General features: G+C 33.2%; 11 protein-coding genes. 2 read left to right on the top strand and 9 right to left on the bottom strand.

Annotation, left to right across the window (positions count from 1 at the left end; genetic code table 11):
• Positions 1-7 precede the first annotated feature (7 nt).
• Positions 8-457: a sterol desaturase family protein gene (locus DMZ43_RS14450; RefSeq protein WP_131509039.1), complete on the top strand. Its 450-nt coding sequence runs from the start codon at positions 8-10 to the stop codon at positions 455-457.
• 3 nt (positions 458-460) lie between these two features.
• Positions 461-1,153 carry a lycopene cyclase domain-containing protein gene (locus tag DMZ43_RS14445; RefSeq protein ID WP_131509038.1) on the top strand — a complete coding sequence of 231 codons (693 nt, stop codon included), beginning with the start codon at positions 461-463 and terminating at the stop codon, positions 1,151-1,153.
• Here DMZ43_RS14445 and DMZ43_RS14440 read toward each other — a convergent pair.
• The 9 genes from DMZ43_RS14440 to DMZ43_RS14400 all read right to left on the bottom strand — a co-directional run bounded on the left by DMZ43_RS14440 (position 1,139) and on the right by DMZ43_RS14400 (position 13,476).
• A complete protein-coding gene (locus DMZ43_RS14440) occupies positions 1,139-1,702 on the bottom strand; it encodes a TlpA disulfide reductase family protein (RefSeq protein WP_131509037.1) in 564 nt (187 codons plus the stop codon). The two genes, DMZ43_RS14445 and DMZ43_RS14440, sit on opposite strands and share 15 nt — an antisense overlap.
• Before the next feature lie 117 nt (positions 1,703-1,819).
• The gene (locus DMZ43_RS14435; protein WP_131509036.1) at positions 1,820-2,695 is read right to left on the bottom strand and encodes an anti-sigma factor; all 876 of its coding nucleotides are present in this window, start codon (positions 2,693-2,695) and stop codon (positions 1,820-1,822) included.
• A gap of 70 nt (positions 2,696-2,765) precedes the next feature.
• The gene (locus DMZ43_RS14430) at positions 2,766-3,437 is read right to left on the bottom strand and encodes a Crp/Fnr family transcriptional regulator (protein WP_131509035.1); all 672 of its coding nucleotides are present in this window, start codon (positions 3,435-3,437) and stop codon (positions 2,766-2,768) included.
• Between the two features lie 121 nt (positions 3,438-3,558).
• A complete protein-coding gene (locus DMZ43_RS14425) occupies positions 3,559-5,823 on the bottom strand; it encodes an aconitate hydratase (RefSeq protein WP_131509034.1) in 2,265 nt (754 codons plus the stop codon).
• A gap of 247 nt (positions 5,824-6,070) precedes the next feature.
• Positions 6,071-8,851, bottom strand: coding sequence for a bifunctional aconitate hydratase 2/2-methylisocitrate dehydratase (locus DMZ43_RS14420; RefSeq protein WP_131509033.1), 2,781 nt, complete (start codon positions 8,849-8,851; stop codon positions 6,071-6,073).
• 265 nt (positions 8,852-9,116) lie between these two features.
• A complete protein-coding gene (locus DMZ43_RS14415; RefSeq protein ID WP_131509032.1) occupies positions 9,117-10,229 on the bottom strand; it encodes an acyltransferase in 1,113 nt (370 codons plus the stop codon).
• A 59-nt stretch (positions 10,230-10,288) separates the two neighbouring features.
• Complete coding sequence (locus DMZ43_RS14410) at positions 10,289-11,242, bottom strand: MoxR family ATPase (protein WP_131509031.1); 954 nt, start codon at positions 11,240-11,242, stop codon at positions 10,289-10,291.
• 1 nt (position 11,243) lies between these two features.
• Positions 11,244-12,695 carry a peptidylprolyl isomerase gene (locus DMZ43_RS14405; protein WP_131509030.1) on the bottom strand — a complete coding sequence of 484 codons (1,452 nt, stop codon included), beginning with the start codon at positions 12,693-12,695 and terminating at the stop codon, positions 11,244-11,246.
• Entirely contained in the window at positions 12,658-13,476 is an 819-nt protein-coding gene (locus tag DMZ43_RS14400) for a peptidyl-prolyl cis-trans isomerase (protein WP_131509052.1), read from the bottom strand. Before DMZ43_RS14400 ends, DMZ43_RS14405 begins: the two co-directional genes overlap by 38 nt.
• Between the last annotated feature and the right edge of the window lie 11 nt (positions 13,477-13,487).

Below are 13,487 nucleotides of genomic sequence, written 5' to 3'. Positions count from 1 at the left end.
TAAAACGATGCAAACACTTTACTGGATATTAGTTTTTTTAGGCACATTTTGCTTTATGGAGTTTATGGCGTGGTTTACCCATAAATACATCATGCATGGGTTTTTATGGCATTTACACAAAGACCATCACAGAAAAGATCATGACAGTTGGTTTGAACGTAATGATGCTTTCTTTTTGTTTTATGCAGCTGTAAGCATTGTTTGCTTTTATTTATGGAGCTATGAAAACGTTTGGTTTTGCTTACCTATTGGGTTAGGTATTTTTGCTTATGGAGCTACCTATTTTATTGTTCACGATATTTTTATTCATCAACGATTTAAGCTCTTTAGAAATGCTAACAATTGGTACGCTAGAGGTATTCGTCGTGCACATAAAATGCATCATAAACACTTAGGAAAAAGTGATGGAGAATGCTTTGGAATGCTGTTTGTTCCTTTTAAGTATTTCAAAAAGTAATTTATGAACTACTTATACTTACTTCTTAATATTGGTTCGTTATCTATTCCTTTTTTATTTAGTTTTCACCCTAAATTAAAGTTTTACAAATACTGGAAATCATTAGCTATTTCAATAGCTATAACTATGCTATTTTACATTCCTTGGGATGTATTATTTACACAAAATGGCTTTTGGGGTTTTAACGACACCTATTTTTTAGGACAAAAATTTCTTGGTTTACCTATTGAAGAATGGCTGTTTTTTATTTGTATTCCTTATGCATGTGTGTTTACTCACCATTCACTTTTATATTACTTTCCACACAAAAAACTATCTGAAGGTTTTACTAAAAAACTTAGTTACTGTTTAATTATACTCTTTTTATTTTTGAGCATATTCTTTTACAGCAAATGGTACACTCTTGTTAATTTTAGTTATGCTGTTATACTTCTATTGTTAGTTATCAAGTATAACTTACAATTACTTAGAACTTACTATTTAACCTTTATAGTGATGCTTATTCCTTTTTTTATTGTGAATGGGATTTTAACAGGAAGTTGTATTGAAAACGAAGTGGTTTGGTATAATGATGCTGAAAATTTGGGCATAAGACTTTTTACAATACCTATTGAAGACAGTATTTATGCTTTCACCTTAATTTTAACCAACTTAGTGTTAACTGAGTTTTTCCAGTCAAAATTACTTAATAAGTAATTCGTCTAACTGTTCACGAACCTTATCACTGTTCCAATTAGCAGCTCCATTTTTATCAACCACAAGATATCCTTCTCTATCTATAATAAATGTTCTAGGGATACTTCTTGAACTAAGATCTTCAGGATACTTTGTCAAAGGATTAAAAATTTGAATATTATACCCTTTTTTATCTAAGAATGCGTTAATGACTTCAGGAGATTCATCTGAAACTAATAAAAACAAAACGTTTTCGTTATAATCATTACACAAATCTTGAATAGACTGAAATTCTGCAATACAAGGAGGACACCAAGTTGCCCAAAGATTTATAAACACCACTTTACCTTTAGCGTCCTTAAAATTAAACTTGTTACCATTTAAATCTCTTAAGTTCCAATTAGAATACTCTATTTTTTTTCGGTCTTCTTTATCAATAACCGAAGGACTAAACTTTGAAATCACAGACTGAATTGCTACTTGAATAGGTTGCCTTGTTTGAGGAATAAGCATTAAAACTATTATTACTAAAAAAACAATATTGCTTATTTTAAGTTTTCTAAATGTCATTTGCTATTGTATATTTTTTCCAAAGGTAAAATAGAATATCCAAACACAAGAAAAGCACAGCCTCATAATTGAAACCATGCTTCAAATCTATAAATTAATTAAACTCTAAACTATAAATTATCTTGTAACAGAACCTGATAAACTAGCAACAGGTCCATCTCCTAAATTAATTACTGTATGTGTCATAGCATCATTTGGAACCATGTGAGCTAATGGCTTTAGCGTAAATGGCATTGGGCTATTGTCTGGAAAAGGTTCAACTGAAACAACTACTGTTGTTCCTCTTAAATCTGTTGGAAAAGTTAATCCAGCAGGTGCATTTTGTAAATAATCTTCTCCTGGGTAACTTGGTCCATCTCCCGAATCTCCTTTAAAAGGTGATGTTGTTGCGTTATCATCAAAATCATCAACCGATGTAAAAGTACCTGTACTTACAGGAGTTCCATCTATTACTGCCCAACCTTCATATTTCCAACCATCTTGTAATGTTGGTAAGTTTAAACCTGTCATAGGACTTCCACTTGAATTGTCTAAAAACCACACACCACTAGCTTCATTAGTATCATCCATATCTGTTGGTGTTGCTAAAATATAAGTACCAGAAGCTGCGCTAAAGTCACCAACTATACTATTACTATCCACCATTGCCAAATCTCCAGTAAAAGCACCAGCTAAAATTTTTGTTGCAGCTGGAGCAGGATCAGGATCAACAGCTGGTTCAATAGACAATACAAACATTGTTGCTTCATTTAATTGCATTGTGTTAACTGAAAACGTTTGTGGAAAAGTAACACTAGAAAAAGTTCCTGTTGATACTGGTTGACCATCAACAATAATCCAGCCTTCATAAACATAATCGTCACCTAAAGCTTCCAATCCGTTAAGGTTTAACGTTAAATTCGAATTTGGATTTGTAGTATTATCGTCATCATCACTACACGACACCACTAACACTGAAAGCAGTACTACTGCTAAAAACATTCTTTTAATCATTGCATAAATTTTTAAGGTTATATGCCAAAATTAAAAGAGCTACAAATTATAAAATGTTAGCTAGCTAACATTAGGCAATTTTTTTCAATAATCTTATCTCTTTTCTATTGAAATCAATTAAATGTTCTTCCTTCAATTCGTTTAAAAGCACATTTAGTGTTGGTCTAGAAGTTCCTATAAGTGACGCCATATCTTTTTGGGTGTATGGATGTTTTATCACTCTATTTCCTGTGTCTTTACAGTCATAACCATACTCATCACACAATTCCTCTAAAAACTCCATAAGTCTAGTTTTTGAGTCTTTAAATAATAACAACTGCAAACGTCTTTCTAGTTTCTTAAACCTAAATCCAATAAGTTTATACACTCTAAAACTAAAGGTTTCATTATCGCGCATTAAAGTATGCATCGTATCGACACCTATTGGACAGATAGAAGTTTCATTGTCTATAGACTGAGCAAACTCATCTCGCATTCGTTCTCCCAAAATGGCTTTTTCTCCAAACAACTCTCCTTTAGTTAAAATAGCTTTTACTACTTCGTCTCCTGATTCGCTGTAATAACCAATCTTTACTTTACCTTTTTCTATAAGAAATACCTTGTTAGAATTATCAGCTTCAAAATAGATATAATCTTGCTTTTTATAAGAAGTAAACTCGTGAGATTTTCTATATGCTTTAAACTTATGAGGACACAGTATTTTAAACAAGTTAACATCCTCGAAAAACCAAACTGATTTCATAATATACTTGAATTGTGTTAGTTATCAAATTCAGTCGAAAGCACTTGCTTTATCCTTACATACAAAACAAAAAAAACTCCTGAAGAACCTTCAGGAGTTTTAGTATTCATTTCGTTAATGTTTATGCGTTTTCTGCAGCAATTAGGTTTAATGCAGAACCAGCTTTGTACCATGCAATTTGTGCCTCGTTATAGGTGTGGTTCACTTTTATAGTGTCTTTACTACCATCTGCATGAACAACTTCAATAGTTAATTGCTTGTCAGGAGCAAACTCGTTTAAATCTAAGAAGTTAAACGTATCATCTTCCTGAATTAAATCGTAATCAGCTTCATTCGCAAAAGTTAATCCTAACATACCTTGCTTTTTCAAGTTGGTTTCATGAATACGCGCAAAAGATTTCACAATTACAGCAGCAACACCAAGATGTCTTGGTTCCATTGCAGCATGCTCACGAGAAGAACCTTCTCCATAGTTATGATCTCCAACTACAATCGTTTTAATGCCTTTAGCTTTATATTCACGTTGTGTATCAGGAACACCTGCATAATCTCCAGTAATTTGACTTTTAACCATGTTTGTTTTCATATTGAATGCATTTACAGCACCAATTAAACAGTTGTTAGAGATATTATCTAGGTGTCCACGAAAACGCAACCAAGGTCCAGCCATAGAAATATGATCTGTTGTACATTTTCCATGTGCTTTGATTAATAACTTTGCTCCTTTAATTTCATCTCCAATTGGCTTGAATGGTGTTAAAAGCTCTAAACGTTCAGAAGTTGGAGATACAATTACCTCTACTCCACTTCCGTCTGCTAATGGCTCTACGTATCCATTTTCTTTTACCTCAAAACCTTTAGGTGGTAATTCCCATCCTGTTGGTTCATCTAACATCACTTCTTCTCCATCTTCATTGATTAATTTATCAGTCAATGGATTAAAATCTAAACGTCCTGCAATAGCAATGGCAGCAGTCATTTCAGGCGATGCTACAAAAGCATGTGTATTTGGGTTACCATCAGCACGCTTAGCAAAATTACGGTTAAACGAATGTACAATACTGTTTTTAGGCGCATTCTTAGGGTCTTCATAACGAGCCCACTGACCAATACATGGTCCACATGCGTTAGTAAAAATAGTAGCATCTAGTTTTTCAAAAATCTCTAAGATACCATCGCGTTCAGTTGTATATCGTACTTGCTCAGAACCTGGATTAATTCCAAATTCAGCTTTTGTTTTTAATTTTTTATCTAAAGCTTGTTGCGCAATAGAGGATGCTCTTGATAAATCTTCATAAGACGAGTTAGTACAAGAACCAATTAATCCCCATTCTACCTTCATAGGCCAATCGTTTGCTTTAGCTTTTTCAGTCATTGTTCCTACTTCTGTAGCTAAATCTGGAGTAAAAGGGCCATTTAAGTGTGGTAACAACTCTGACAAATTAATTTCAATAACTTGATCGAAATATTGCTCAGGGTTAGCATACACTTCAGGATCTGCTGTTAAATGTGCTTTTACTTTATTAGCTTCGTCAGCTACATCTTCTCTATCAGTAGCACGCAAGTAACGCTCCATAGACTCATCATAACCAAACGTAGAGGTTGTTGCACCTATTTCAGCTCCCATATTACAGATAGTTCCTTTTCCTGTACAAGACATAGAAGTCGCACCAGGACCAAAATATTCTACAATAGCGCCAGTACCACCTTTTACAGTAAGTATTTCAGCTACTTTTAAAATCACATCTTTTGGTGCTGTCCATCCAGATAATTTACCTGTTAATTTAACACCAATCAACTTTGGAAATTTCAATTCCCAAGCCATACCTGCCATTACATCTACAGCATCAGCACCTCCAACTCCAATAGCAACCATACCTAATCCTCCTGCATTAACAGTATGCGAATCAGTACCAATCATCATTCCTCCAGGAAACGCATAATTTTCTAAAACTACTTGATGGATAATTCCAGCTCCAGGTTTCCAAAAGCCAATTCCATACTTATTTGATACAGAGGCTAAAAAGTCAAATACTTCACTACTCGTTTCATTTGCTCGTTTTAAATCGGCAGCTGCTCCTTGCTTTGCTTGAATTAAGTGATCGCAATGTACAGTTGTAGGTACAGCAACTTTGTCTTTACCAGCTTGCATAAACTGTAATAAAGCCATTTGCGCTGTTGCATCTTGACAAGCAATACGGTCTGGAGCAAAATCTACATAATCTTTACCTCTTACAAAGGCTTTTTCTGGACTACCATCCCAAAGGTGAGAATATAAAATCTTTTCAGATAGTGTTAATGGTTTACCCACAACTTCACGTGCTTTATCTACACGTTCAGCCATATTAGTATAAACCTTTTTAATCATGTCAATATCAAATGCCATATAAATCTTCTTTTATAGTGTTTACGTATTAAAATTATTAAAAAAAAGTGACACGCCTTTTTATTTAAGTAAGATATCACTTTAATTTAGATTAGTTATAAGTTACATTGCCTTTAAAGCATAATACAGCAACCATAACGAAGTAGCGATAATTTAATAAAATTCAACTCAAACTATCATAAAAAAAGGTTAATAAAAAAAGCCCGATTTAAAAATTCGAGCTTTTGAATATAAGTTGTTATGACTATTACGCCATTACTAATTGTTTTTGAGATGGTTTGAATTTAGTTAATACGATACCATCTACTGCAGCTTCGTATTCTTCCATAGTTGGTGTACGACCTAGAATAGTTGATAATACTACAACTGGTGTTGATGATAATAATGATTCACCTTTTTTACCATCAGCATCCTTTACAACACGACCTTGGAATAAACGTGTTGATGTTGCCATTACTGTATCTCCAGGCTCAGCTTTTTCTTGATTACCCATGCAAAGGTTACAACCAGGACGCTCTAAATACAACATGTTTTCATATTTAGTACGTGCAGCTGCTTTTGGTGCGTCGTCGTTAAACTCGAATCCTGAGTACTTTTGTAATACTTCCCAATCTCCTTCAGCTTTTAATTCATCAACAATATTGTATGTTGGTGGCGCTACAACTAATGGCGCTTTAAATTCTACCTTACCGTGTTGAGCTTCGATATTTTTTAGCATTTGCGCTAAAATTTTCATATCACCTTTATGTACCATACAAGATCCAACGAAACCTAAATCTACTTTTTTAGTTCCGCCATAGTAAGATAATGGACGAATAGTATCGTGTGTATAACGTCTTGAAGGATCTTCGTTGTTTACATCTGGATCTGCAATCATTGGTTCTGCGATTTCATCTAAATCGATAACCACTTCTGCATAATATTTAGCATCTGCATCTGGCTTTAATGCTGGTTTAGAACCAGATTTAAGCTCTTCTATTCTGCTGTTTGCTTTATCTACTAAACCTTGTAACATTTGCTTTTCGTTATCCATACCTTTCTTAATCATGATTTGGATACGATCTCTAGCAATTTCTAAAGATTCTATTAATGTTTCTTCTTCAGAAATACAGATAGACGCTTTTGCTTTCATCTCTGCAGTCCAATCTGTAAATGTAAAGGCTTGATCTGATGTTAATGTACCAATGTGTACTTCGATAACACGACCTTGGAATACGTTTTCGCCATCAAATTGCTTTAACATTTGTTGTTGGGTTGCATGTACCACATCACGGAAATCCATGAAGCTTCTCATGTTACCTTTAAACGTAACTTTTACAGACTCAGGAATTGGCATTGTTGCTTCACCAGTTGCTAAAGCTAATGCAACAGTACCAGAATCGGCACCAAAAGCAACACCTTTAGACATACGTGTGTGCGAATCTCCACCAATAATAATATCCCAATCGTCTACCGTAATATCATTTAATACTTTATGAATTACATCTGTCATTGCGTGATAATGACCTTTAGGATCACGACCAGTAATTAAACCGAAATCGTTCATAAACTTCATTAAACGCGGAATGTTAGCTTTTGATTTATCATCCCAAACTGAAGCTGTATGACAACCAGATTGGTAACCAGCATCTACAATTGGTGAAATTACCGTTGCTGCCATCATTTCTAATTCTTGAGACGTCATTAAACCTGTAGTATCTTGAGAACCTACAATGTTTACTTCTACACGAACGTTAGATCCAGCGTGTAATGTTTTTCCTGGTGTCGTACCAACTGCGTTTTTATTAAAGATTTTCTCAACAGCTGTTAACCCTTGGTTTTCTACAGTAATTTCTTTAGAAGCTGCGTACACTTGAGGAATTTCAATACCTAAAGCTTTACAAGCAAAAGTTTGTAATTTTTTACCAAAAACCACAGCGTAAGATCCACCAGCTTTGATAAACTCCATTTTTTGTGGTGTTAATGCTGTAGAAATATCTTTAAGCTCTTGGTCTCCGTTATATAATTTTTTCTCTTTTGTATTGATCGTTAAAACAGTACCAGTTTTTACAGAATATACCTCTTTTAAAATTGGCTCGCCATCTGCATCTACAACTGTATTACCGTTTTCGTCTTTTTGTTTTACCCAGTTTTTAAGGTCAATTCCGATTCCTCCTGTTACACCAACTGTAGTTAAGAAGATTGGTGCAATACCATTAGTACCTGCAATTACAGGTGCAATATTAATAAATGGTACATAAGGTGATGATGGTATACCTGTCCATAATGCCACGTTATTTACACCAGACATACGAGATGATCCTACACCCATTGTTCCTTTTTCTGCAATAAGCATAATACGCTTATCTGGATGTTGCTCTTTTAAAGCTAACACTTCTTGTTGCATATCTTTGTTATGCTCGAAAATAGATTGACCATGTAACTCACGATCTGATCTTGAGTGCGCATCTGCACCTGGTGATAATAAATCGGTAGAAATATCACCAACACCAGCAACATAAGTTACTACTTGAATTTCTTCTTGAACTTCTGGAAGTTTTGTAAAAAATTCTGCTTGTGCATAGCTCTCGATTATCTCTTTTGCTATCGCGCTACCAGATTTCATTGCTTGTTCTAAACGCTCAGTATCTGCTTCGTATAAAAATACTTGTGTTTTTAATACTTTAGCTGCAGCTTCAGCAATTGCTTTATCTTCACCTAAAGCTAAATCCAAAAGTACTTCTACAGATGGTCCTCCTTTCATGTGAGATAATTGCTCGAAAGCAAATTCTGAAGTAATTTCTTCTACTTTAGTTTCACCTAAAATAATTTCTTTTAAAAAGTCTGCTTTTACACGTGCAGCACTTGTAGTACCTGGTAAAACGTTATATATAAAAAAGTTTAAAGAATCTTTTCTATGCTCGTTATTTTCATCTTTTATTTGCGCTATAATTTCGCTTAATAATTCTGCGCCATCAATAGGCTTTGGATGTAATCCTTGAAGTTTACGAGCTTCAATTTCTTTAAGGTAGTCGTTGTATGTTTGCATATATGTTTATATATATTTTATTATTGTAAAAAAACGTAGTGCCCATAAGCATTACTTTATTTAAAACAGACAGCAAAATTACGAATTTTAATATGCATTTTAAAATATGCAACGAAATTGCATTTTCTTTGAAAATAAACCACGAAACAATAACAAAACAACGTTTAAGGTAAAAAATTAGCTTTTAAATTATTAGTTGAATAAAAATTTAACAATTCACCTTATTTAGAATGAGTCTTTATTGTAGTTTTTTCTGTCGAACAACCTAATTACCTACATGTTTATCTCTATAAAATAATATTGGTCGTTCAAAAAACGCATAGATTATTTGCGACATACTTAAAGTTAATACCAAGAACAAAAGCAACAGTAAACTTTTTTCGAAAAAAGCCAATTGCTCTATTTTAAAATTCCTTTGAATACTTAGCAGAATCAAAGAGTAATTCACCAAATAAATAGCATACGATCGTGTACTTAAAAAGTAAAAGACCTTGCCAAAAACCTTATGTTGTTTTAATTGAATACAATACGGAAACAGCAAAGCACAACTCAGCAGTACTAAAGGCAAATAAAAAAACACATAAAAACCTAAATGCGTTTGGGGCAGCAAACTATAATGGTAAATCAAGAGATGAGTTCCTCCAAAAACAGCACATGCGATACCTATACAGATTTTTCGGTTTTGTTTAAAAAACGTAGTATACGTTTTCATTATATAGACTAATAAAAACCCAAAATAGATAGCATCCATTCGATATAACACTACTTTTCTAAACCCTGAGCTCCAATCTTTATAACTAGTAACATGAGTATTGAAATAGTAACTTATTTTGAAAGCAAAAAGTGCAACTATCATAATGAGCGTCACCTTTAAAAACAACTTTTTATGCTGCTTTTTAAACATAAAAAAAGACAGATACAGCAAAAAAGGAAGTAGTAAATAAGCATACTCTTCAATGGATAAACTCCAAGCTTCTGTAAAAAAATTAGGATGTGGATTTATAAAGTTTTGTAAAAACGGAATGTAAAGCCATAAGCTTTTGGGTAGTGCATCATCAAGTATTAGTAGTAAAACGACATTAAGCACTAATACCAAAAAGTAATTAGGCAATGTCCTAAGCCAGCGTCTTTTCCAGAAGGTTACTAAATCAGAAAATGAAGTCTTACCAACCTCAATATTTTTTAGCAGCAGTCCTCCAATTAAATAACCACTGAGCACAAAGAATAAATCTACTCCTACAGCTCCTAAAGTTCTTGTAAAAAGTATAATTGGGTTATTGGTTTCTGTATAAAATAAAAATGTACAATGCGATATTACTACCAAACTGATAGCAATAGACCTAATTACATCTAAACCATAAATTCTTTTGGAACGCATTAAAGCCGCTTATTCTTTTTAAAAATAAGCAATTTACTGGATAATTGAAGTGAATTAAATTAGAACAAGCTTTTTATAATTTGCTCATCGGTAACACCTTCTGCTTCGGCTTTGTAGTTTTTAATAATTCTATGTCTAAGAATACCTGTAGCAACAGCTTGAACATTTTCAATATCTGGAGAGAATTTTCCGTGTATTGCAGAATGTGTTTTTGCAGCAAGAATTAAGTTTTGAGACGCTCTTGGTCCTGCTCCCCAATCTACAAACTCCTTAACCAAATCAGAAGCTGTAGGTGCATTTGGTCTCGTTTTTCCAACCATACCAACCGCATATTCTATCACGTTATCAGCAACAGGAATACGACGTATTAAATTTTGAAAATCTATAATTTCTTGAGCAGTAAATAAAGCGTTTACTGTTTTAGCAACATCAGTTGTAGTGGCTTTTACCACTTCGACTTCTTCAGCAAAAGATGGATATTCTAGATTAATTGCAAACATAAAACGGTCTAACTGCGCTTCTGGTAAAGGATAAGTTCCTTCTTGTTCAATTGGGTTTTGTGTTGCTAATACAAAGTATGGTAAATTTAGTTTGTAATGATGACCTGCAACCGTTACTGCACGCTCTTGCATTGCTTCTAATAAAGCAGCTTGCGTTTTCGGAGGTGTACGGTTAATCTCATCAGCAAGAATAATGTTAGCGAAAATAGGTCCTTTTATGAATTTAAACTGACGGTTTTCATCAAGAATTTCACTTCCAAGAATATCACTTGGCATTAAATCTGGTGTGAACTGTATACGTTTGAAATCTAATCCTAAAGCTTGAGCAATGGTATTTACCATTAAGGTTTTAGCTAAACCAGGAACTCCTATCAATAAAGAGTGTCCTCCTGAAAATATTGAAATCAAGATTTGGTTTACTACTTCATCTTGACCAATAATTACTTTGGCTATTTCACTTTTTAGGGCTTGATATTTTTTTACAAACTGTTCTACAGCTGCTACGTCAGACATATTATTCTTCTTTTTTTAACCAATTGCTGCTAAATTCACAATCTCTATATTCACCATTAACTTTTATGTAAGTATCCAATATTTTTTCATCTAGCCACTTGTCAATTGCTTTGTATTGCTTGTCTTGTTCAGCTAAACTTTTAATTTTTAAATAGTCTTTAGCAAAATCGGCTTTGTGCTCATCAATTCTATCAGTAACCGTCAATATTTTAAACTTGATACGGTTTACTCTATCTTCATCTTGATACACTAAACTTATTTCGTTGTCTTTTAGGTTTTGAATTTGAGTATATAATTCAGGATCCATTTTAGTTAACTCAAAATTGAAATCTTGAGTTTTTGGATTAATTAACTGTCCTCCATCTTGTCTGGTTTCTTTTTCATCACTCATTTCTCTTGCTGCATCAGCAAAAGTGATTTCGCCATCAACTATACGTTGTCTAATTAATTCTATTTTATCTTTAGCTTCTTGAATTGCTTCTTGTGTAATTTCAGGACGTAAAAGAATGTGTCTTACATCGTAAATTTGACCTCTAATTTTTTCAAGGTAAATGATATGGTATCCAAAATCGGTTTCAAAAGGCTCAGAAATTTCACCTTCCTGTAAAGAGAAAGCAACATCTCTAAACTCTTTCACCATTTGAGGTCTTTTCTTATTTAAAGAGTATTTTCCACCATCTTTACGAGAGGCAACATCATCAGAATAAAATACAGCTTTTGTTGTGAAACTCGCTCCATTTTCGATAACATCAGCTTTAAATTCTCTTAATCTGTCAATTACCTTTTGTTTTTCTTCTTCAGATACTTTAGGGATTACTACTATTTGAGCCACTTTTAATTCTGTACCAAAAATTGGTCGTTCCTCTTCAGGGATTTCGTTGAAATACTCACGTACTTCTTCTGGAGTTACTTCAATATCTTCAACAATTTTACGCTGCATTTCCATTGCAAGCTTTCCGTTTTTGTTGATTTCAAAAATTTCTTCTCTTAGACTTTCTTCAGAGTCTTTATTATAGAATTTTAAAATCTCTTCCATTGAACCAATTTGCTCCATTAAATAGCTCATTTGCTGGTCGATGTTAGAACGGATTTCTAACTCATTTACCACAATACTATCTTGAATAGCATGATGTGCATACAGTTTATCCTCTAACAGCTTACCAAACAACTGACAGCGTGAAGGCATTTCGCTAGCTGAAACTCCTCTTTGTTGTAACTGAATGATTTCTTTGTCTAAATCGGAGTCTAATACCACATAATCTCCAACTACTGCTGCTACACCATCTATTTTTTTACGTTGGTTAGCAGTATTAACAGTATCTACAGACTTTACCTCTTCTTTTTCTTCGATAATTTCTTGAGCATTGGCAAATGTAAATCCAAGCAGTGTTGTTACTGTAAACAGAAACTTTGTATTAGTTAAAAATTTCAAATTGATTGTTTTTAATTGCATCTTTGGTAATATCTTTTTCAAGTTGCTTTATAAGCTCTAACTTCCTTTTATTTATTATTATTTGATTAATGGTAGGTTTTACATACTCTAATGGAGCATAATCATTTTGCAGTAATACATCATTAATTTGCATCAAATATAGGTGTAATGAATCTTTGAGTTGTAAAAAATTAGATTTTTTTAACAGTTCTTTTTTATTCTCTGCATTTAAAACTGGTACCTTCTCAATAACTTGCGAGGTTTTTACCCAAACAGAGTCATTTAACGAGTAGGATTTAAACTGAACCGAAATAGAATCTAAATATCTTTTATCATTAGCATCAAAACGTTTAAAACGTTTTTCTATATCGTCAAGATTAATTGCATTTTGAGGAATATTGATATATCTAAACTTTACAAGTTCTTCGTTAAGCTTAAATGTTTCTTTGTTTTTTGAATACACTGTATCAGCTTCAGATTGACTTACCGTTGTATCAATATTTTTCTTTACTAAAGCATCTAAATAGGCTTTCGTAAACAAGTCCTTTTTATATTGACTTACTAATTTATTGAAATTATTTTGTGTGTTTTCAGGCAAGTTACGTTCAGCACCTTCAACCAATAATAATTGGGTTGCCCAACGTGTAATGTAGTTGTTAACCAATAGCGTGCTATCTTCTACCGAAGTTCCTTCAGCCACTAAATCTTTTATATCTTCCTCATAAAGATAGGTTTCGTTAACACGAGCTATAGGAGTTCTATCTTCTGTCTTTTTAAAAAAATCACAGGACAAAACACACACAAAAGTTATTA

Origin of the sequence: Meridianimaribacter sp. CL38 (assembly GCF_004328055.1) — a bacterium.
Taxonomy (GTDB): domain Bacteria; phylum Bacteroidota; class Bacteroidia; order Flavobacteriales; family Flavobacteriaceae; genus Gaetbulibacter_B; species Gaetbulibacter_B jejuensis.
This window is presented reverse-complemented; position numbering and strand designations above follow the sequence as displayed.

What these genes read in the sequence shown, in the direction of transcription:
- DMZ43_RS14450 (WP_131509039.1), top strand. Translation starts at nt 8, where the DNA reads ATGCAAACACTTTACTGGATATTAGTTTTTTTAGGCACATTTTGCTTT.
- DMZ43_RS14445 (WP_131509038.1), top strand. Translation starts at nt 461, where the DNA reads ATGAACTACTTATACTTACTTCTTAATATTGGTTCGTTATCTATTCCT.
- DMZ43_RS14440 (WP_131509037.1), bottom strand. Translation starts at nt 1,702, where the DNA reads ATGACATTTAGAAAACTTAAAATAAGCAATATTGTTTTTTTAGTAATA.
- DMZ43_RS14435 (WP_131509036.1), bottom strand. Translation starts at nt 2,695, where the DNA reads ATGATTAAAAGAATGTTTTTAGCAGTAGTACTGCTTTCAGTGTTAGTG.
- DMZ43_RS14430 (WP_131509035.1), bottom strand. Translation starts at nt 3,437, where the DNA reads ATGAAATCAGTTTGGTTTTTCGAGGATGTTAACTTGTTTAAAATACTG.
- DMZ43_RS14425 (WP_131509034.1), bottom strand. Translation starts at nt 5,823, where the DNA reads ATGGCATTTGATATTGACATGATTAAAAAGGTTTATACTAATATGGCT.
- DMZ43_RS14420 (WP_131509033.1), bottom strand. Translation starts at nt 8,851, where the DNA reads ATGCAAACATACAACGACTACCTTAAAGAAATTGAAGCTCGTAAACTT.
- DMZ43_RS14415 (WP_131509032.1), bottom strand. Translation starts at nt 10,229, where the DNA reads ATGCGTTCCAAAAGAATTTATGGTTTAGATGTAATTAGGTCTATTGCT.
- DMZ43_RS14410 (WP_131509031.1), bottom strand. Translation starts at nt 11,242, where the DNA reads ATGTCTGACGTAGCAGCTGTAGAACAGTTTGTAAAAAAATATCAAGCC.
- DMZ43_RS14405 (WP_131509030.1), bottom strand. Translation starts at nt 12,695, where the DNA reads ATGCAATTAAAAACAATCAATTTGAAATTTTTAACTAATACAAAGTTT.